The sequence below is a fragment of the Viridibacillus sp. KH_047 genome, from assembly GCF_057838945.1.
Genome location: NZ_CM174479.1, coordinates 4,091,630 through 4,111,361 on the forward strand (window position 1 = coordinate 4,091,630; position 19,732 = coordinate 4,111,361).

The following is a 19,732-nucleotide window of genomic DNA, read 5'->3' on the forward strand; positions in this document are numbered from 1 at the left end:
CAAACCTCCTTTATCAGTTATTTGCACTGATTTCTCTTTCACGAATCACAGTTTTCATACGCGCAATTGCTTTGCGTACTTCGCGGATGCGAGCTGTGTTTTCTAATTGACCAGTCGCCAATTGGAAGCGAAGGTTAAAAAGCTCTTCTTTCAGTGATTTTACTTTAGTTTCGATTTCTGCTGTTGTAAGTTCACGGATTTCATTAGCTTTCATTAGATTCACCACCAATTTCTTCACGTTTAACAATCTTACATTTCACAGGAAGCTTATGAGATGCTAAACGAAGTGCTTCACGAGAGATTTCCTCAGAAACGCCTCCGATTTCGAACATAATTTTTCCTGGTTTAACTACTGCTACCCATCCTTCAGGAGCACCTTTACCTGAACCCATACGCACTTCTAGAGGCTTTTTCGTATATGGTTTATGTGGGAAGATTTTAATCCAAACTTTACCGCCACGTTTCATGTAACGAGTCATCGCGATACGTGCAGCTTCGATTTGACGGTTAGTGATCCAGCTAGCTTCAGTTGCTTGTAAACCGAATTCGCCGAATGCAATTTCTTTACCGCCTTTCGCTTCTCCACGCATTTTTCCGCGGTGTACACGACGGTATTTTACGCGTTTTGGCAATAACATATTATTTGCCTCCTTCCTCAGAGTTCTTCTTCACTGGAAGGACTTCACCGCGGTAGATCCATACTTTAACACCTAATTTACCATAAGTAGTGTCAGCTTCTGCATGAGCATAATCAATGTCAGCACGAAGAGTATGAAGCGGAACAGTTCCTTCACTATAATGTTCAGCACGCGCGATATCAGCGCCGCCTAGACGACCAGATACTTGAGTTTTAATCCCTTTAGCGCCTGCACGCATTGTGCGTTGAATAGTTTGTTTTTGTGCACGACGGAATGATACACGGTTTTCTAATTGGCGAGCAATGTTTTCTGCTACCAATTTAGCGTCAAGATCCGCACGTTTGATTTCAACAATATTGATGTGAACGCGTTTACCAGTGATTTTGCCAAGGTTTTTACGAAGTGATTCCACTTCAGTACCGCCCTTACCAATTACCATACCTGGTTTCGCAGTGTGAATTGTAATATTAACACGGTTTGCAGCGCGTTCGATTTCTACTTTAGAAACTGAAGCTTCTTTTAAGCTTGTTTCAATGTATTTACGTACTTTAATGTCTTCATGAAGTAAAGTAGCGTACTCTTTTTCAGCGTACCATCTAGATTCCCAATCACGAATGACACCAACACGTAATCCTATTGGATGTACTTTTTGACCCACGTATTATCCCTCCTTCTTCTCAGATACCACTAGAGTAATGTGGCTTGTACGTTTGTTAATTGCGCTTGCACGTCCTTGTGCGCGTGGACGGAAACGTTTTAACGTTGGACCTTCATCAACGAATACTTCTGAAATAACTAAGTTATTTACATCTAAATCGTAGTTATGTTCAGCATTTGCAACTGCAGATTTTAGTACTTTTTCAACTACAGGAGACGCTGCTCTTGGAGTGTGACGTAAAATTGCAACCGCTTCGCCAATTTGCTTGCCTCGGATTAAATCAACCACTAAGCGGACTTTACGAGGAGCAATGCGAACTGTGCGAGCAATAGCTTTAGCTTCTTGCATCAGGATTTACCTCCCCTCATATTAGCGTACTGATGTTTTCTTATCATCTGCACCATGACCTTTATATGTGCGTGTTGGTGCGAACTCACCTAGTTTATGACCTACCATATCTTCAGTCACGTATACAGGAACATGTTTACGTCCATCATATACAGCGATAGTTAATCCGATAAAGTTCGGGAAGATTGTAGAACGGCGAGACCAAGTCTTGATAACTTGTTTTTTCTCAGAAGCCTCTTGCGCTTCCACTTTTTTCATTAAGTGGTCATCGACAAAAGGTCCCTTTTTCAAGCTGCGACCCATAATGTTGCCTCCCTCCGTGATCCCACTACGGTTCTATCAACGAACCGCAGTCTAATCACTTTATTTTTTACGACGACGAATGATAAGTTTGTCGGATTTGTTTTTCTTGTTACGAGTTTTATAACCAAGAGCTGGTTTACCCCATGGTGTCATTGGTGATTTACGTCCGATTGGAGAACGTCCTTCACCACCACCGTGTGGGTGATCGTTCGGGTTCATTACAGATCCACGTACAGTTGGGCGTTTGCCTAACCAACGAGTACGACCTGCTTTACCGATGTTGATTAATTCGTGTTGTTCGTTACCAACTTGACCGATTGTAGCACGGCAAGTAGCAAGGATCATGCGAACTTCACCAGATTGAAGACGAACTATTACGTATTTACCCTCTTTACCAAGGATTTGAGCTGATGTACCAGCAGAACGTACTAATTGTCCACCTTTACCAGGTTTCATTTCGATGTTATGGATTGTAGTACCCATTGGGATATTTTCAAGTGGTAATGCGTTACCTACTTTAATATCAACATCTGCACCTGATACAATTGTCATTCCTACAACTAGACCTTTAGGTGCTAGGATGTAGCGTTTTTCACCATCTACATAATTAATTAATGCAATGTTTGCAGAACGGTTTGGATCATATTCGATAGTAGCAACGCGTCCTGGAATGCCATCTTTCAAACGTTTGAAATCGATGACACGGTATTGGCGTTTATGGCCACCACCATTATGACGAACAGTGATTTTACCTTGGTTATTACGACCAGCTTTGCGTTTAGTCGGTTCTAACAATGATTTCTCAGGCTTGTTAGTTGTGATTTCAGCAAAGTCAGATGACGTCATGTTACGACGACCATTTGAGGTAGGCTTATACTTTTTAATCGCCATTTGAGTTCCCTCCTTCTTTATTGTTCAATAATGAACGAAAATTACATTTCGAATAATTCGATTTCGTTGCCAGCAACTAATTTAACGATTGCTTTACGGCGTTTGTTTGTGTAACCACCGAATTTACCAACGCGCTTGTATTTACCTTTGTAGTTCATGATGTTTACTTTCTCAACTTTAACACCAAAGATAGATTCAACAGCGTCTTTAACTTCAGTTTTGTTGGCACGAGTGTCAACTTCAAATGTATATTTGTTTTCTGCCATTAGTTCTGAAGAACGCTCAGTAATGACAGGACGTTTTAAAATATCACGTGCTTCCATTAACCAAGCACCTCCTCAACTTTTTCTACAGCAGCTTTAGTGAAAACTACTTTTTCGTGACCTAAAAGATCAAGAACGTTAATACCAGCAGCTGGTACAACAGTAACGCCTTGGATGTTACGAGCAGATAATGCTACGTTTTCATCTAAATTAGCAGTTACGAATAATGCTTTAGATTCGATTGAAAGATCTTTAAGAACTTTTACGAAATCTTTAGTTTTTGGTGCGTCTAGTTTAAGAGCATCTAGTACTAAGAAATTAGTTTCTAATACTTTAGCAGATAGAGCTGATTTAAGAGCTAAACGACGTACTTTTTTCGGTAGTTTGTAGCTATAGCTACGAGGTACTGGACCGAATACTACACCACCGCCACGCCATTGTGGAGAGCGAATAGAACCTTGACGAGCACGTCCTGTTCCTTTTTGCTTCCATGGTTTACGACCACCGCCAGCAACTTCAGAACGGTTTTTTACTTTATGGTTACCTTGACGTAATGAAGCGCGTTGAGCGATTACTGCGTCGAATAACACGTTTTGGTTTGGTTCGATTCCGAAGATTGCATCGTTTAATTCGATTTCACCAACAGAAGAACCCGTTTGACTAAGCAAAGATACTTTTGTCATTCCTGTTTCCTCCTTTCTTCGGTAAGTTAGTTAGCTTTAATAGCAGCTTTTACTGTTACTAATGCTTTACGAGAACCAGGAACATTACCTTTAATAAGTAGTAAGTTGCGTTCAACGTCAACTTTTACAATTTCCAAGTTTTGGATCGTAACAACTCCGCCACCCATTTGACCAGGTAATTTCTTTTGTTTGAATACGCGGTTCGGAGCAACTGGACCCATTGAACCAGGACGACGGTGGTAACGAGAACCGTGGGACATAGGACCACGAGATTGTCCGTGGCGTTTAATAACACCTTGGAAACCTTTACCCTTAGTAACACCTGTTACATCTACTACATCGCCTTCTGCGAAAATTTCAACTTTGACTTCTTGACCAACCTCGTACTCAGCTAAGTTTACATCGCGGATTTCGCGGATGAAGCGCTTAGGAGCAGTGCTTGCTTTAGCTACGTGTCCTTTTTCAGGTTTGTTAGAAAGCTTTTCGCGCTTATCTTCGAAACCGATTTGGATTGCTTCGTAACCGTCTGTATCAACTGTTTTCTTTTGAAGAACTACGTTTGGAGTAGCTTCAACAACAGTTACAGGGATTAAATCACCGTTCTCAGCAAAAACTTGCGTCATACCGATTTTTCTACCTAAGATTCCTTTGGTCATTTGTCACACCTCCTGTGATTATTGTTTTTCTATTTTCATTTTTACCATTAAAGTTTGATTTCAATATCAACGCCAGATGGTAAATCAAGTTTCATTAACGCGTCAACAGTTTGTGGTGTTGGGTTAACGATATCGATCAGACGTTTATGAGTACGCATCTCGAATTGCTCACGAGAATCTTTGTACTTATGCACGGCACGCAGAATTGTGTACACCGATTTTTCAGTTGGAAGTGGAATCGGACCTGATACACTTGCACCTGAACGTTTAGCAGTTTCCACAATTTTCTCAGCAGATTGATCAAGAATTCTATGATCATATGCTTTCAAACGGATACGGATCTTTTGTTTTGCCATTATTTTCCCTCCTTTTCGCCTATTTCCTAGACATTCTCCACGGAAATTTCTCCGTCACACGCGCCATGGCAATGCGGCCGGGTGTGTCGGCAACCTCCCGCTTCATCGCAGTCGAAGACCAACATTTGATATTATACACATAAAAAAAAGAATAAGCAAGTGTTTTTGCTAAACTCTTTTCAATGTTATGTTTATTCTATGTTATCTTCATCTTTTGCTCTTCAGCAGATTCCAAGTATATAAAAAATTTTGCTATATTGCAAACCATATGTAATAAAAAAAGGATGCAATTCAATTCGAATTGCATCCTCACTATTATAAGAAGAATACACAAGCAATCCAGCCAAAGATAATGAGTGGAATATTTATGAAGATAAAAGTCGGAACACATGTATCCCAAATATGATCGTGCTGTCCGTCAACGTTCAATCCAGCTGTTGGTCCTAGAGTTGTATCAGAAGCTGGTGATCCAGCATCTCCAAGAGCACCCGCTGTCCCAATCAAACACATGATTGCTAATGGGCTTAACCCTAATTCTACAGACAAAGGAACAAATAGTGTTGCAATGATCGGAATTGTCGCAAAGGATGAACCAATTCCCATCGTTATGATAAAACCAACGATTAGCATAACAAATACAGCTAAGCTAGTATTTCCTTCGAATATACTCAATGAACTGCTGATTAGGCTATCTATATCTCCTGTTGCATTTATAACAGCAGCAAAGCCATTTGCTGTAATCATAACAAAGCCGATAAATGACATCATGCGCATTCCATCTATTAAAACTTCATCCGCTTCTCTCCATTTCAATGCTCCAGTAACATACATAACGGTAATACCTGCAAATGCACCAACTATCATAGAATCAGTTGCAATCTGTGTATAGAGCGCTGCAATTAATGCAATGATAGTTGAAATAATTACTCTGTTACTAACGCTTAGTTCTATAGAAGAAGTTTCAACTCCTTCTTCTTCGTAGCGTCGAGGTTTACGATAAAAGAATAAAGCGACAACTAAACCAATAAGCATCCCTAACACAGGAATGGCCATTGCTATCGGAACATCATTTACGGATACATCCATACCAGCCTTGGTTACTTGTGTTGCTATTATCTCTTGGAAAATTGAACCGAATCCTGAAGGCACAAAACTATATGTGCCTACTAAACCAACTGCAATAATTGTGGAGATGATACGACGATCTACTTCAAGCATATTTAGGATTTTCAAAATTGGCGGAATCAATAATGGAATAAATGCTATATGAATCGGAATCAAGTTTTGAGAGAATACAGCCATCGCAAAAATTAAAAAGAAGATTAAAGCCTTTACTAATCCTCGTTTATTATTTTCCCCGTTTTTATTTAAAATTTTTAGAATCGATGCAATCATTAGTTCAGGTATTCCTGTTTTTGAAATGGCGATTGCAAAACCACCTAATAATCCATAACTCAAAGCTATTGTTGCTCCTGCTCCTAACCCTTCTGTAAATGTTTCTACCGTTTTAGAAACTCCCATACCACTTGTTAGGCCCCCTGCAAACGCACCTAATACAAGTGAAAGAACAACATTTATACGTAACAAACTTAATATTAACATGACAGCTATTGCTATAATTACTGCATTCATATTTTACACTTCGCTTTCATACTCTAGCTCTCTAGTTCGATAAAGTAATTATAAGTAGATTAATTATTAATGTCAATAAAAAAAACCCACGTAAAGTAATACTCTACGTAGGTTTTCTTCTGTAATTATAAACTTTCATTTACAACTTTGCGGTAATACGTAACGGACAACAATGCAAATACCGAATAAAGTAATGCGTAAATACTCATTGTCAGGATTAATGGTGTTGTTAGCTCTGTACCAAATAGCATCCAGCCTGATTTAACAGCAAAATAACTGTGTAATAACCCGATCAGAAGTGGTACACCAAAGTTAAAGGTTTGTTTCATATATATCCCCCCCATAATCTCTGACTTGGTAAAGCCGATTTTACGAAGAACCGTATAAGACTCTCTTTCATCTTCTGCATCGGACATTTGCTTAAAGTATAAAACACTGCCCGTTGCCAGTAAAAATGCTAGACCGAGGAATGCGGTAATGAAAATGACATTACCCCATAAATCTAACGCACCCTTTCTTTGGCCCTCTTGAGTAGATGCAAAAAATTGTTTTTCTTTCCCCTTTGTATCCTTTGTGGTGAATTTCCCACCATTGGTTGTCTTTATATATATTTCTTGAACTTTCTCCAAATCTTTTTCTTTAAATGTATACCCCTCTTGCTCATACCAGATGGAGTTCTTCTGAATTTTCGCATTTGTCGCTAACTTATTGAAATATCGGTCTGTAACAACGATAGCTGCACTGCCATAAGAAAGTTGACTTGTAATAATTCCTCTTTTTTTAAGTCCGATCATTTTTAGTTTCGATTTACCTTTTGTTGTATGCACAGTCATAGACTTACCAACTTCTAGAGGCATTAATTCTGCAAGCATACCGCTATACCCTACTAGATAGGCTTCTCCCTCTTTTAAACTAGCTTCAGGGTAGATTTTCTTCATATCGCTTAACTTTGTCACGATAGAATCAAGCCGTATATTTTCTTTAATATCATTAGATACTGGATTTTTCATCAAGCTTGAAATATCAATATCTACATTCAACAAAGAAAACTCATATTTTTTAAAGTTTATATTTTCTTTTTGAAGTTGTTCTTCAAACGTTTTACTTTGTTCATTTAATGTAATGACGTCAAAAGGGACTGCTTGCTTTGCACTCGCACCCGCTGAATAGTACGCAATATAAGATAATGACATAATAGCTAAAGCAACCGCAGTCATTACTGTAATAAGTGTTAAAGACTTCGCATTTCCCTTCATACGATGCATAATAGGTGTTAATGCCAATACATCAGTTAATGATAAATATCCTTTCTTCCTTTTACGAATTATATTCATAATTAAAGATACTGAAAAACGGAAAACAAAGAAGGTACCTATAATAGTTGAAGCTAATATTGTAATCATCTTTATTACTAACTGATTAATAGTAGCAGAATCAAAAACAAATAAATGTGTTGATTTATAATATCCAAAGATAATTAATACTAGGCCTACTAGACCTAATAACATTTGAAAGAATCCAAAACGTTTCACACGCGTATCACCTTTTTTACTTGCAGAAAACAAATCAAGTAACGTTGCACGACGAGTCACGAAAATAGTTTGAATAGTTATTACTACTAATAAAATAAAAAAAACAACAAGTGTTTGAAAAAGTGCCTGTGAAGAAAATGCAATTTCTACAAGAGCTTCTTTAGCAATTAGTTTCAATAGAATCATCGCAAATATCCTTGATGTTAAAAAACCAATACTTACCCCTACAGCTGTTGCACCTGTCCACAATAGTATATTTTCAATCGCTAATAGACGTACAACTGTGCTCTTCGACATTCCTATCAATTGATATAAACCGATTTCTTTACTTCTGCGCTTCATAAAAAGATGGTTAGCGTAAATCACAAAAAACGTCACAATGAATACTAACATCACTGAAGCAGCTTTAAATCCTGCTGTACCTGTAGAACTTTCTTTTGTCATTTCTAAAATACTTGGGTTAAATTGCAAAGTCACAAATGAAAAGTACAATGTCACACTAAAAATTAGAGCAAAAAAGTATAAATAATAATGTGTAATATTCTTTTTCATACTTCGGAGTACGAGTTGACTAATCGTCATAACCGTCACCGCCTAAAACACCTTGCGTATTCATTATTTCTTGGAAGAACATTTTACGGGTTTTTTCACCTTTATAAAGTTCTGTATAGAGTTGACCGTCTTTCAGGAATAATACTCGGCTACAAAAACTTGCTGCTACTGGATCATGGGTAACCATCATAATTGTCACCCTTTGCTTCTCATTAATAGTAGCTAAGTTTTCTAGAAGAGCTGTAGCTGATTTTGAATCTAGCGCCCCTGTTGGCTCATCCCCAAATACGATCGATGGATTTGAAATAAGTGCACGTGCTGCAGATGTCCTTTGTTTTTGCCCACCCGATATTTCATTCGGATATTTATTAGCTAATTCACGTATATCTAATAAATCTGTTAGTGTGTTGAAACGACTTTCAGCCTCAGATTTTGATACTTTACTAATAGATAGAGGTAGTAATATATTCTCTTTCACAGTTAATGTATCTAATAAGTTATAGTCTTGAAATATAAAACCTAACTGTTCCCGGCGAAACTTCGATAGTTCTTTCTCTTTCATCTTCCTTAAATCATTTCCACCAATTTCTATGACACCTTCAGTCGCATTGTCAATCGAACATAGAACATTTAACAAAGTCGTCTTTCCAGAACCTGATGGACCCATGATACCAACAAATTCTCCTTCATTAACCTCTATATCAATACCTTTCAAGACTTCTTGAGCAGTTAATTTACGTCCATATACTTTTTTAACTTTACGTGCTTTTAAAATAGCCATTATAATTCCTCCCTCTCGCTTATATATCCATTCTATATAATTTCAAAAAAAGAATCGTTTGATTAACATGACAAACAAAAAGAGTAGGTGACATTTTCGTCATCTACTCATGATTTTAACGAATTCATTTTTCAAAGGAAAACGTAAGGAAAAGACTGTTCCTACATCCTCTTCAGACTGCACAAATATTTGGATACCTAATTTTGATGCTGCATTTTTGGCCAAATATAACCCCATTCCAGTTGAAGCAGTTTGATGCCGACCAATCTTACCCGTAAAAGACTTATTAAAAATGCGTGGCAAGTCAGCTTGGCTAATCCCTATACCCGAGTCTTTAATATATAGATATACATGACCAACTGAATCCTTTGATGAGTAAACCTGTATATCTGAATTATCATTACTATATTTGACTGCATTGGAAAGTAATTGACGAATAATAAAGGATGTCCATTTTTGATCAGTTAGTACTTCAGCATCAAGATTCTCAATATCAAAGCCAATACCCTTCTCAATACACCATGTTTGCAAATTCTTAATCTCTCTCAGTATTGTTTGCCTAATAGATATTATCTCTATCCTGTTGTCATTCTCTATTGAAGAAAGTCTAATATGATGTAATTCCTGATCAAGTAGCAAATGGATTCTTAACCATTCTATTTCAAGGCGCTTCTTTAAAGTAGTGTCCTCCAGTGAGTCAATCATAAGCTTCATCGCAGTTAAAGGCGTCTTCACTTCATGAATCCATCCTATTGCTCTGTCTTGATCTTCCGAAAACTCAACATGTACATTGTTTATTTGTTCCTGTCTTTTTACTTCCACATTTTCAATTACATTAAAAAATACCGTTTCAAAACTCGATAATTTTTCTGAAGGAGCAGGTAGAACATTCTCTATATCTAAATCATTCCCCAGGAAATGCTTCAGTCTACGAATTAATTTGGTCTCTTTTATATATCGCCATATTAAAAAAAGAATAAATAAAACTGTATTAGTTAAATTAAGATAAACTGCCGATACATTGGATAATCCTACGTCTAAAAAAAGAACTAAATTTAACCACAGCTGAACGGCTATAAAAAAAGAATCCACGACCTTCTTTCCTTAAGAAATATTAAAAGCATTACAAGTTAGACCTCCTTAGTAATAGCCATATAACCCAATCCTTTTTTTGTAAGAATAACTTCTTCCAATCCAATTTCTTCAAGCTTCAAGCGTAAACGATTCATATTCACTGATAACGTATTATCATTAACAAAGCGTTCATCATCCCATAGCTTTCTCATTAATTCATCACGAGATACAATCTGATTTAAATGTTCTATTAAAATTCTTAAAATAAACAATTCATTTTTAGTTAATTCCACTAAACAGTCTTCTTTAGTAATAGTACCTCTTGAATAATCAATGGTAGCCCCATTCCATAATGCAGTATGTAGTCTTTCTTGTTTATAATCGTATGTTCTCCGTACAATGGCTTGTACTTTAGCCAATAGTACATCCATATTAAAAGGTTTTTGTATAAAATCATCTGCGCCCATTTGCATAGCCATTACTTGATCCATAGGATGATCTCGTGAAGACAAAAAGATAATCGGCACTTTTGAAATATGACGTATTTCGCGACACCAGTGGAAACCATCAAATGCAGGCAATTGAATATCAATAATAACTAGTTGCGGAGTTTCATTATGAAAACATTCCATCACTTTTTGAAAATCCGCAGGTTTAGTAACTTCCATAGACCACTGACTGAATCGTTCTCGAATAATTTCAAAGATAGCTTGGTCATCTTCGATAATAAAAACTTTCATCATGCATTCACCCTCTCATACTATATTGTACAAGAAATAGAGTAAATAAAAAAAGCTTTCTCCAGTAAAAGGGAAAACTTTAATAATTTTATAAATAAAAAACCATCTCGTCGTCACGAGATGGTTTTAAAAAAAGTAATAGAAATTACTTAGTGATTGAAGCTACAACGCCAGCGCCTACAGTACGTCCACCCTCACGGATAGAGAACTTAGTACCTTCTTCAAGAGCGATAGGAGAGATCAAAGAAACAGTCATTTCGATGTTATCTCCAGGCATAACCATTTCTACGCCTTCAGGAAGATTACAAACACCAGTTACGTCAGTTGTACGGAAGTAGAACTGAGGACGGTAGTTTGAGAAGAATGGAGTATGACGTCCGCCCTCTTCTTTAGAAAGAACATAAACTTCAGCTTTGAAGTCTGTGTGTGGAGTGATTGAACCTGGTTTAGCAAGTACTTGTCCACGTTGGATATCTTCACGAGCTACACCACGAAGAAGAGCACCAATGTTGTCTCCAGCTTCAGCGTAGTCTAATAATTTACGGAACATTTCAACACCAGTTACAGTTGTTTGTTTAGCTTCTTCAGCAATACCAACGATGTCTACAACGTCGCCGACTTTAACTTGACCACGTTCAACACGGCCAGTTGCAACTGTACCACGACCAGTGATAGAGAATACATCCTCTACTGGCATCATGAATGGTTTGTCAGTTTGACGTTCTGGAGTTGGGATATAAGAATCAACAGCGTCCATTAATTCAACGATTTTTTCTTCCCATTCTGCTTCGCCTTCAAGAGCTTTAAGAGCAGAACCTTTAATTACAGGAAGGTCATCGCCTGGGAAATCATATTCAGATAATAGGTCACGAACTTCCATTTCTACTAATTCAAGTAGTTCTTCGTCGTCAACCATATCACATTTGTTCATGAATACTACTAGGTATGGAACACCTACTTGACGAGATAAAAGGATGTGTTCACGAGTTTGTGGCATTGGACCATCAGCAGCAGATACTACTAAGATACCGCCATCCATTTGAGCAGCACCAGTGATCATGTTTTTAACATAATCGGCGTGTCCTGGGCAGTCTACGTGAGCGTAGTGACGAGTATCAGTTTCGTATTCTACGTGAGAAGTATTAATTGTGATACCACGTTCTTTTTCTTCTGGAGCGTTGTCGATATCAGCGTATGACTTAGCTTCTCCACCCATTTTTTTAGATAGAACTGTAGCGATTGCAGCAGTTAAAGTTGTTTTACCATGGTCAACGTGTCCGATTGTACCAATGTTAGCATGCGTTTTAGAACGGTCAAATTTTTCTTTAGCCATTAGAAAATGCCTCCTCAATAATGTTTATAATTTTAGTTTTATAGTCATATATTTCAGAGAATAGGGCCCTATCCTCTTCCATATATAGTATACAAGTTATTTATACTTTAATTAGAGTGAAAATTCAACTTAGAAATTATTCACCTTTATTTTTTTTGATGATTTCAGCAGCAATTGATTTTGGCACTTCTTCATAATGATCAAATGTCATAGAGAATACACCGCGACCTTGTGTACCAGAACGTAAAGTTGTAGCATATCCGAACATTTCAGATAGTGGCACCATTGCACGTACTACTTGAGAGTTACCGCGAGCATCCATACCCTCAACGCGTCCGCGACGAGCAGTAATGTTACCCATGATATCACCAAGATACTCTTCTGGAATTACAACTTCAACTTTCATCATTGGTTCTAAGATAACAGCGTCACATTGTTTCGAAGCTTCTTTAAGAGCCATAGATGCAGCAATTTTGAACGCCATCTCATTCGAGTCAACGTCATGGTAAGAACCGAATACTAATTTCGCTTTAATGTCGATTAGTGGGTATCCAGCAACTACACCGCGGTCAAGAGAGTCACGAAGACCCGCTTCTACTGCAGGAATGTATTCACGAGGTACTACACCACCAACGATAGCGTTTTCGAATTCAAAGCCTTTACCTTCTTCATTTGGAGAGAACTCAATCGTAACGTCTCCGTATTGTCCACGACCACCAGATTGGCGAGTGAATTTACCTTGAACTTTTGCAGAGCTACGGAATGTTTCACGGTAAGATACCATTGGAGCACCTACGTTAGCTTCTACTTTGAATTCACGGCGCATACGGTCAACTAAGATATCAAGGTGAAGCTCACCCATACCAGAGATGATTGTTTGACCAGTTTCAGTGTCAGTGTGAGCACGGAAAGTTGGATCTTCTTCTTGTAGTTTTTGTAAAGCTTGACCCATTTTATCTTGGTCTGCTTTAGATTTTGGTTCTACAGAAAGTGAGATTACTGGCTCAGGGAATTCCATTGATTCAAGAATAACTAGGTTTTTCTCGTCACATAGAGTATCACCAGTAGTAGTATCTTTAAGACCTACTGCTGCTGCGATGTCCCCAGCATACACTTTAGAGATTTCTTCACGAGAGTTAGCGTGCATTTGTAGGATACGACCTACGCGTTCACGTTTACCTTTAGAAGAGTTTTGTACGTATGAACCTGAATCTAATGTTCCAGAGTACACACGGAAGAAAGTTAATTTACCTACGAATGGGTCAGTCATAACTTTGAATGCAAGAGCTGAGAATGGCTCTTCATCAGAAGGATGACGTTCTAATTCCACGTCACCATCAATATCTGTACCTTTGATTGCTGGTACATCTAATGGAGATGGTAAGTAATCGATAACTGCATTTAACATAGGGCGTACGCCTTTGTGTTTGAATGCTGTACCACAGATTACTGGGTAAAATTCTACTGCGATCGTAGCACGACGGATAGCCGCTTTAAGTTCAGCAACAGTAATTTCTTCGCCTTCTAAATATTTTTCCATGATTTCTTCATCAACACTTGCAACAGCATCGATTAATTTTTCACGGTATTCTTCAGCTAGTTCGCGGTGTTCTTCAGGAATTTCTCCTTCAGTTACTGCTGTACCTTTTTCGTCGCCGTAGAAAGTAGCTTTCATTTCAACTAAGTCGATGATTGCAGAGAACTCATCTTCAGCGCCGATTGGTAATTGAACAGGGTGAGCGTTTGCTTGTAGACGCTCATGAAGAGTTCCTACAGAATATAAGAAATCTGCTCCTGTTTTATCCATTTTGTTAATGAATACAATACGTGGAACACCGTATGTTGTAGCTTGACGCCATACAGTTTCAGTTTGAGGCTCAACACCAGATTGAGCATCAAGTACTGTTACAGCACCGTCAAGTACGCGTAAAGAACGTTCTACTTCTACAGTGAAGTCTACGTGTCCAGGAGTATCGATGATATTTACACGGTGGCCTTCCCATTGGGCTGTTGTCGCAGCAGAAGTGATTGTAATACCACGTTCTTGCTCTTGCTCCATCCAGTCCATTTGAGAAGCACCTTCATGAGTTTCACCGATTTTGTGAATCTTACCAGTGTAATAAAGGATACGCTCAGTTGTTGTTGTTTTACCAGCATCAATGTGAGCCATGATCCCAATATTACGAGTATTCTCAAGTGAGAATTCGCGTTTCATAGGAAATTTCTCCTTCCATATTGGGGTTAAGCCGATTTTATATTACCAACGATAGTGAGCAAATGCTTTATTTGCTTCTGCCATTTTATGCATATCTTCACGTTTTTTAACTGACGCACCAGTGTTGTTAGAAGCATCTAGAATTTCATTAGCTAGACGTTCCTCCATAGTTTTTTCGCCACGAAGACGAGAGTAGTTTACTAGGTAACGAAGACCAAGAGTTGTACGACGTTCTGGACGTACTTCTACTGGTACTTGATAGTTAGTACCACCTACACGGCGAGCACGAACTTCAAGAACTGGCATTACATTGTTTAATGCAGCTTCAAATACTTCGATTGGATTATTACCAGAACGTTCTTTAACTAATTCGAACGCACCGTATAAAATCTTTTGAGAAGTACCTCTTTTACCATCTACCATCATTTTATTGATTAAACGAGTTACTAGTTTTGAATTATAAATTGGATCTGGTAACACGTCACGTTTGGAAACAGGACCTTTACGAGGCATGTGTTTTCCTCCTTTCGATTAGAGCTTAATTTTAATTATTTTTTTTCTTTTGGTTTTTTAGCACCATATAGAGAACGAGATTGCATACGGCCAGATACTGCAGCAGTATCAAGCGCACCACGAACGATGTGATAACGTACACCTGGTAAGTCTTTTACACGACCTCCACGGATAAGTACAACACTGTGTTCTTGTAAGTTGTGGCCTTCACCAGGAATATAAGCGTTAACCTCGATTTGGTTTGTTAAACGTACACGAGCGTATTTACGTAACGCTGAGTTAGGTTTTTTAGGTGTCATTGTACCAACACGTGTACATACACCGCGTTTTTGTGGTGAGTTAACATCAGTTAAAGCTTTTTGGAAGCTGTTATAACTTTTGTTTAACGCTGGTGAGTTTGATTTCTTGCTTTTGGATTGGCGAGGCTTACGTAATAATTGGTTAATTGTAGGCATCGGTTTTTCCTCCCTTCATATCTTCAGTTTAAATCCACACATCCAGGTGGTTCATTTTTAGGTAAAAAACAAAGTCTTTGTGTATCATACACAAAAACCATCATTCAGTAATTGCAACAACTGCAGCACCTACTTGAATTCCGCAGGCTCTACCAAGTTCTTTTTTCGAGTCTACAAATACAATGGGAATACCATTTTTTTGTGCTAAGTGCACCGCATGCGTGGTAATTCGATCATCTGCATTTAGAGCAACGAAAATTTCAGTAACATGACCAGTACACATTGCTTTTACTGCTTGCTTAGTACCGATGATTGTTTTTTTAGCCTTTTTGACTTTTTCATAAGACATTTACATATCCTCCGAAATGATAGACAATCAACTATCAACCTAAAATATATTATCACTCAATGTATTTATTGTCAATTAAAATCATAAAAATTCCGAGAAGAAGGGAAAACCACTTCCTCCCGGATCATTTTATTATTCAGCTAAAGCTGGTTCAGCATCTTCAATTTCGCTGTCCTCAATTTTGATTTGGCGATATCGTTGCATACCTGTACCAGCAGGAACAAGTTTACCTAAGATTACATTTTCTTTTAGTCCTAGTAGTTCATCACGCTTACCTTTAATAGCTGCATCTGTTAACACACGAGTTGTTTCTTGGAATGATGCTGCAGATAAGAATGATTCAGTTTCAAGAGATGCTTTAGTGATACCAAGGATAAGAGGACGACAAGTTGCTGGAAGTTTCCCATTTAACAACGCCTCTGCATTGGCTTCAGAGAATTGGTGAATATCAAGTAGCGAACCAGGAAGTACATCTGTTTCACCAGCTTCAATTACACGCACTTTACGAAGCATTTGGCGAACCATTACTTCGATATGTTTGTCTCCAATTTCTACACCTTGCATACGATATACTTTTTGAACTTCTTTCAATAAGTATTCTTGAACTGTTGCTACATCAGTTACTTTAATCAATTCTTTTGGATCGATAGAACCTTCAGTAAGCGTTTGTCCGTGGTGAACTTGATCGTTAACTTGTACTATAATACGACCATTGTACGGAGCCAAATATTTACGAGTTTCTACTGTACCTTGAATTGTAATTTCTTTTTGACCTTCGCGAATCTCGTCAATGTCAACTACAGTACCTGCGATTTCCGTAATAACCGCTTGACCTTTAGGGTTACGCGCTTCGAAAATCTCTTGGATACGTGGAAGACCTTGTGTAATATCGCTACTTGCTACCCCACCTGTATGGAAGGTACGCATTGTTAACTGTGTACCTGGCTCACCAATAGATTGAGCTGCGATAATACCAACTGCTTCGCCGACTTCAACTTTATCACCAGTCGCTAAGTTCATGCCGTAACATTTTTTACATACACCATGTTTAGTGTTACATGTAAATGCTGAGCGGATTGTTACTTCTTCAATTCCTGCTTCAATTACTTTACGAGCTAGCTCTGGTGTTACTAATGCATTTCTCTCAACCATAACTTCATTTGTTTCTGGATGACGAATTGTTTTCTTAACATAACGGCCAAGAATACGTTCTTCAAGAGCTTCGATTACTTCTGTACCCTCTTTTAATGAACCTATTGTTAAACCACGGTCAGTACCACAGTCATCTTCGCGGACAATAACATCTTGTGCTACGTCAACTAGACGGCGAGTAAGGTAACCTGAATCGGCCGTTTTAAGTGCTGTATCGGTAAGACCTTTACGAGCACCATGTGTAGAGATGAAGTATTCCAATACTGTTAAACCTTCACGGAATGAAGACTTGATTGGAAGTTCGATAATACGACCAGCTGGATTGGCCATAAGACCACGCATACCAGCAAGTTGAGTAAAGTTAGATGCGTTACCACGGGCACCAGAGTCACTCATCATGAAGATAGGGTTAAAGCTATCTAATGACTTCATAAGTTTCTCTTGGATTACGTCTTTCGCTGCACTCCAATAAGAGATTACACGATCGTAACGTTCTTCTTCTGTAATTAAACCACGACGGAACTGTTTCAATACTTTATCAACTTTTTCTTGAGCCTCTTCAAGAATCTCTTGTTTGTCAGGTAGTACTAGGATATCTGAGATACCGATTGTAATACCAGCTTTAGTTGCATATTTGAACCCAAGATCTTTAAGACGGTCAAGCATTTTAGAAGTTTCAGTAATGTGGAAGTTAGCAAATACTTCAGCAATAACTTTACCTAAATAGCTCTTCGTAAATGGCTTAACTGGATCAACTTCTGATAAATATTTCTTAATATCTGTATTTGTAGGAACAAAATATTTAGCTGGTGTTTCAACTTGTAAGTTAGTAATTGATGGTTCATTAATGTACGGGAATGATTCCGGTAAAATTTCATTAAATATTACCTTACCAACTGAAGTTAATAACAACTTGCTATTTTGTTCTTCTGTAAATGTTTGGTTATTCAAAGATGAAGCTTTAATAGCGATACGTGTATGCAAGTGGACTTCATTGTTTTCATAAGCAACCATTAATTCCTCAGGACCATAGAATACAGCGCCTTCGCCTCGAGCATCTTTACGTTCAAGAGTTAGGTAGTAGTTACCTAGTACCATATCTTGAGATGGTGTAACAACAGGTTTACCATCTTTAGGGTTCAAGATATTTTGAGCTGCAAGCATTAATAAACGTGCTTCTGCTTGTGCTTCTGCTGATAAAGGAACGTGAACCGCCATTTGGTCACCATCAAAGTCAGCGTTATACGCTGTACATACTAATGGGTGAAGACGGATTGCTTTCCCTTCAACTAAAGTCGGTTCGAAAGCTTGAATACCAAGTCTGTGAAGAGTCGGTGCACGGTTAAGTAATACTGGGTGTTCTTTGATAATGTCTTCTAAAACATCCCATACTTCATAGTGCATACGTTCAATTTTACGTTTTGCCGATTTAATGTTGTGCGCAAGACCGCGTTCAACAAGTTCTTTCATAACGAAAGGCTTAAACAATTCGATTGCCATTTCTTTCGGTAGACCACATTGATACATTTTCAAGCTAGGTCCTACAACGATTACAGAACGACCTGAATAGTCAACACGTTTACCAAGTAAGTTTTGACGGAAACGACCTTGTTTACCTTTTAACATATGAGAAAGGGATTTTAATGGACGGTTACCTGGACCAGTTACTGGACGGCCACGACGACCATTATCGATTAAAGCATCTACTGCTTCTTGAAGCATACGTTTTTCGTTTTGAACGATAATACCAGGTGCTCCAAGATCAAGAAGACGTTTTAAACGGTTGTTACGGTTAATAACTCGACGGTATAAATCATTCAAGTCACTTGTTGCAAAACGCCCACCATCTAATTGCACCATTGGACGAAGCTCTGGCGGAATAACAGGTAGTACGTCTAAAATCATCCAATCTGGACGGTTACCAGAATGACGGAATGATTCAACAACTTCTAAACGTTTAATTGCACGAGTACGGCGTTGACCTTGTGCAGTTTTAAGTTCTTCTTTTAAAGATTCAGTTTCTTTATCAAGATCGATTTCTTGTAAAAGACGTTTAATTGCTTCAGCGCCCATTGCAGCTTGGAATGTAGTGCCGTATTTTTCACGATACGCGCGATATTCTTTTTCTGAAAGCAATTGTTTTTTCTCAAGTGCAGTATCGCCAGGCTCTACTACAACATAAGAAGCGAAGTAGATTACTTCTTCTAATGCACGTGGAGACATATCTAAAATAAGCCCCATACGGCTTGGAATTCCTTTGAAATACCAAATGTGTGAGACTGGAGCAGCTAATTCAATATGACCCATGCGCTCACGACGTACTTTTGCACGTGTTACTTCAACTCCACAACGATCACAAACTACACCTTTATAGCGTACACGTTTGTACTTACCGCAGTGACATTCCCAGTCCTTTGTAGGTCCGAAAATTCGTTCACAGAACAAACCATCTTTTTCTGGTTTGAGTGTACGATAGTTAATAGTTTCTGGTTTTTTTACTTCTCCATAAGACCATGAGCGGATTTTATCAGGTGAAGCTAAACCAATTTTCATATACTCAAAATTATTAACGTCTATCAAGGAGCCTACCTCCCTTTAGTATGAAGTC

Annotated in this window: 21 protein-coding genes; all 21 read right to left on the reverse strand. The window is 38.2% G+C overall.

All coding sequences use genetic code 11. The features are described from left to right. Positions 1-13: 13 nt before the first annotated feature. The 21 genes from rpmC to rpoC all read right to left on the reverse strand — a co-directional run bounded on the left by rpmC (position 14) and on the right by rpoC (position 19,704). On the reverse strand, positions 14-214 hold the full coding sequence (gene rpmC, locus AC3IS5_RS20045; protein ID WP_038179082.1) for a 50S ribosomal protein L29: 201 nt from the start codon (positions 212-214) through the stop codon (positions 14-16). Beyond that, complete coding sequence (gene rplP, locus AC3IS5_RS20050) at positions 204-638, reverse strand: 50S ribosomal protein L16 (RefSeq protein WP_038179080.1); 435 nt, start codon at positions 636-638, stop codon at positions 204-206. The genes rpmC and rplP overlap by 11 nt, the downstream gene beginning before the upstream one ends. 1 nt (position 639) lies before the next feature. After that, entirely contained in the window at positions 640-1,296 is a 657-nt protein-coding gene (gene rpsC, locus AC3IS5_RS20055) for a 30S ribosomal protein S3 (RefSeq protein ID WP_038179079.1), read from the reverse strand. Positions 1,297-1,299: 3 nt separating this feature from the next. Continuing rightward, on the reverse strand, positions 1,300-1,644 hold the full coding sequence (gene rplV / locus AC3IS5_RS20060; RefSeq protein ID WP_038179077.1) for a 50S ribosomal protein L22: 345 nt from the start codon (positions 1,642-1,644) through the stop codon (positions 1,300-1,302). A 21-nt stretch (positions 1,645-1,665) separates the two neighbouring features. Then, a complete protein-coding gene (rpsS, locus tag AC3IS5_RS20065; protein WP_038179075.1) occupies positions 1,666-1,947 on the reverse strand; it encodes a 30S ribosomal protein S19 in 282 nt (93 codons plus the stop codon). Between the two features lie 60 nt (positions 1,948-2,007). Beyond that, the gene (gene rplB, locus AC3IS5_RS20070) at positions 2,008-2,838 is read right to left on the reverse strand and encodes a 50S ribosomal protein L2 (protein WP_489425947.1); all 831 of its coding nucleotides are present in this window, start codon (positions 2,836-2,838) and stop codon (positions 2,008-2,010) included. A 41-nt stretch (positions 2,839-2,879) separates the two neighbouring features. Next, positions 2,880-3,161 (reverse strand): 50S ribosomal protein L23, encoded by a 282-nt coding sequence (rplW, locus tag AC3IS5_RS20075; RefSeq protein ID WP_038179071.1) that lies wholly within the window; start codon positions 3,159-3,161, stop codon positions 2,880-2,882. Continuing rightward, on the reverse strand, positions 3,161-3,784 hold the full coding sequence (gene rplD / locus AC3IS5_RS20080; protein ID WP_038179069.1) for a 50S ribosomal protein L4: 624 nt from the start codon (positions 3,782-3,784) through the stop codon (positions 3,161-3,163). Before rplD ends, rplW begins: the two co-directional genes overlap by 1 nt. Positions 3,785-3,810: 26 nt before the next feature. Continuing rightward, positions 3,811-4,440: a 50S ribosomal protein L3 gene (gene rplC, locus AC3IS5_RS20085; RefSeq protein WP_489425948.1), complete on the reverse strand. Its 630-nt coding sequence runs from the start codon at positions 4,438-4,440 to the stop codon at positions 3,811-3,813. A gap of 47 nt (positions 4,441-4,487) precedes the next feature. Continuing rightward, complete coding sequence (gene rpsJ, locus AC3IS5_RS20090; RefSeq protein WP_004233624.1) at positions 4,488-4,796, reverse strand: 30S ribosomal protein S10; 309 nt, start codon at positions 4,794-4,796, stop codon at positions 4,488-4,490. Positions 4,797-5,111: 315 nt separating this feature from the next. Then, positions 5,112-6,428 carry a Na+/H+ antiporter family protein gene (locus tag AC3IS5_RS20095; RefSeq protein ID WP_489425949.1) on the reverse strand — a complete coding sequence of 439 codons (1,317 nt, stop codon included), beginning with the start codon at positions 6,426-6,428 and terminating at the stop codon, positions 5,112-5,114. 125 nt (positions 6,429-6,553) lie between these two features. Further along, positions 6,554-8,542: an FtsX-like permease family protein gene (locus AC3IS5_RS20100; protein WP_489425950.1), complete on the reverse strand. Its 1,989-nt coding sequence runs from the start codon at positions 8,540-8,542 to the stop codon at positions 6,554-6,556. After that, complete coding sequence (locus AC3IS5_RS20105) at positions 8,532-9,293, reverse strand: ABC transporter ATP-binding protein (protein WP_489425951.1); 762 nt, start codon at positions 9,291-9,293, stop codon at positions 8,532-8,534. Before AC3IS5_RS20105 ends, AC3IS5_RS20100 begins: the two co-directional genes overlap by 11 nt. Positions 9,294-9,392: 99 nt before the next feature. Continuing rightward, a complete protein-coding gene (locus tag AC3IS5_RS20110) occupies positions 9,393-10,385 on the reverse strand; it encodes a sensor histidine kinase (protein ID WP_489425952.1) in 993 nt (330 codons plus the stop codon). 38 nt (positions 10,386-10,423) lie between these two features. Beyond that, positions 10,424-11,107 carry a response regulator transcription factor gene (locus AC3IS5_RS20115; protein WP_390395082.1) on the reverse strand — a complete coding sequence of 228 codons (684 nt, stop codon included), beginning with the start codon at positions 11,105-11,107 and terminating at the stop codon, positions 10,424-10,426. A gap of 145 nt (positions 11,108-11,252) precedes the next feature. After that, positions 11,253-12,440, reverse strand: coding sequence for an elongation factor Tu (gene tuf / locus AC3IS5_RS20120; protein ID WP_038179057.1), 1,188 nt, complete (start codon positions 12,438-12,440; stop codon positions 11,253-11,255). Positions 12,441-12,576: 136 nt separating this feature from the next. Beyond that, on the reverse strand, positions 12,577-14,655 hold the full coding sequence (gene fusA, locus AC3IS5_RS20125; RefSeq protein ID WP_489425953.1) for an elongation factor G: 2,079 nt from the start codon (positions 14,653-14,655) through the stop codon (positions 12,577-12,579). Between the two features lie 42 nt (positions 14,656-14,697). Then, complete coding sequence (gene rpsG / locus AC3IS5_RS20130) at positions 14,698-15,168, reverse strand: 30S ribosomal protein S7 (RefSeq protein WP_038179053.1); 471 nt, start codon at positions 15,166-15,168, stop codon at positions 14,698-14,700. Positions 15,169-15,203: 35 nt separating this feature from the next. Then, positions 15,204-15,623 carry a 30S ribosomal protein S12 gene (gene rpsL / locus AC3IS5_RS20135; RefSeq protein ID WP_053418537.1) on the reverse strand — a complete coding sequence of 140 codons (420 nt, stop codon included), beginning with the start codon at positions 15,621-15,623 and terminating at the stop codon, positions 15,204-15,206. A gap of 100 nt (positions 15,624-15,723) precedes the next feature. After that, entirely contained in the window at positions 15,724-15,972 is a 249-nt protein-coding gene (locus tag AC3IS5_RS20140; protein WP_340708220.1) for a ribosomal L7Ae/L30e/S12e/Gadd45 family protein, read from the reverse strand. A 132-nt stretch (positions 15,973-16,104) separates the two neighbouring features. Beyond that, complete coding sequence (gene rpoC, locus AC3IS5_RS20145) at positions 16,105-19,704, reverse strand: DNA-directed RNA polymerase subunit beta' (RefSeq protein ID WP_489425954.1); 3,600 nt, start codon at positions 19,702-19,704, stop codon at positions 16,105-16,107. Positions 19,705-19,732 lie beyond the last annotated feature (28 nt).

What these genes read in the sequence shown, in the direction of transcription:
- rpmC (WP_038179082.1), bottom strand. Translation starts at nt 214, where the DNA reads ATGAAAGCTAATGAAATCCGTGAACTTACAACAGCAGAAATCGAAACT.
- rplP (WP_038179080.1), bottom strand. Translation starts at nt 638, where the DNA reads ATGTTATTGCCAAAACGCGTAAAATACCGTCGTGTACACCGCGGAAAA.
- rplV (WP_038179077.1), bottom strand. Translation starts at nt 1,644, where the DNA reads ATGCAAGAAGCTAAAGCTATTGCTCGCACAGTTCGCATTGCTCCTCGT.
- rpsS (WP_038179075.1), bottom strand. Translation starts at nt 1,947, where the DNA reads ATGGGTCGCAGCTTGAAAAAGGGACCTTTTGTCGATGACCACTTAATG.
- rplB (WP_489425947.1), bottom strand. Translation starts at nt 2,838, where the DNA reads ATGGCGATTAAAAAGTATAAGCCTACCTCAAATGGTCGTCGTAACATG.
- rplW (WP_038179071.1), bottom strand. Translation starts at nt 3,161, where the DNA reads ATGGAAGCACGTGATATTTTAAAACGTCCTGTCATTACTGAGCGTTCT.
- rplD (WP_038179069.1), bottom strand. Translation starts at nt 3,784, where the DNA reads ATGACAAAAGTATCTTTGCTTAGTCAAACGGGTTCTTCTGTTGGTGAA.
- rplC (WP_489425948.1), bottom strand. Translation starts at nt 4,440, where the DNA reads ATGACCAAAGGAATCTTAGGTAGAAAAATCGGTATGACGCAAGTTTTT.
- rpsJ (WP_004233624.1), bottom strand. Translation starts at nt 4,796, where the DNA reads ATGGCAAAACAAAAGATCCGTATCCGTTTGAAAGCATATGATCATAGA.
- AC3IS5_RS20095 (WP_489425949.1), bottom strand. Translation starts at nt 6,428, where the DNA reads ATGAATGCAGTAATTATAGCAATAGCTGTCATGTTAATATTAAGTTTG.
- AC3IS5_RS20100 (WP_489425950.1), bottom strand. Translation starts at nt 8,542, where the DNA reads ATGACGATTAGTCAACTCGTACTCCGAAGTATGAAAAAGAATATTACA.
- AC3IS5_RS20105 (WP_489425951.1), bottom strand. Translation starts at nt 9,293, where the DNA reads ATGGCTATTTTAAAAGCACGTAAAGTTAAAAAAGTATATGGACGTAAA.
- AC3IS5_RS20115 (WP_390395082.1), bottom strand. Translation starts at nt 11,107, where the DNA reads ATGAAAGTTTTTATTATCGAAGATGACCAAGCTATCTTTGAAATTATT.
- tuf (WP_038179057.1), bottom strand. Translation starts at nt 12,440, where the DNA reads ATGGCTAAAGAAAAATTTGACCGTTCTAAAACGCATGCTAACATTGGT.
- fusA (WP_489425953.1), bottom strand. Translation starts at nt 14,655, where the DNA reads ATGAAACGCGAATTCTCACTTGAGAATACTCGTAATATTGGGATCATG.
- rpsG (WP_038179053.1), bottom strand. Translation starts at nt 15,168, where the DNA reads ATGCCTCGTAAAGGTCCTGTTTCCAAACGTGACGTGTTACCAGATCCA.
- rpsL (WP_053418537.1), bottom strand. Translation starts at nt 15,623, where the DNA reads ATGCCTACAATTAACCAATTATTACGTAAGCCTCGCCAATCCAAAAGC.
- AC3IS5_RS20140 (WP_340708220.1), bottom strand. Translation starts at nt 15,972, where the DNA reads ATGTCTTATGAAAAAGTCAAAAAGGCTAAAAAAACAATCATCGGTACT.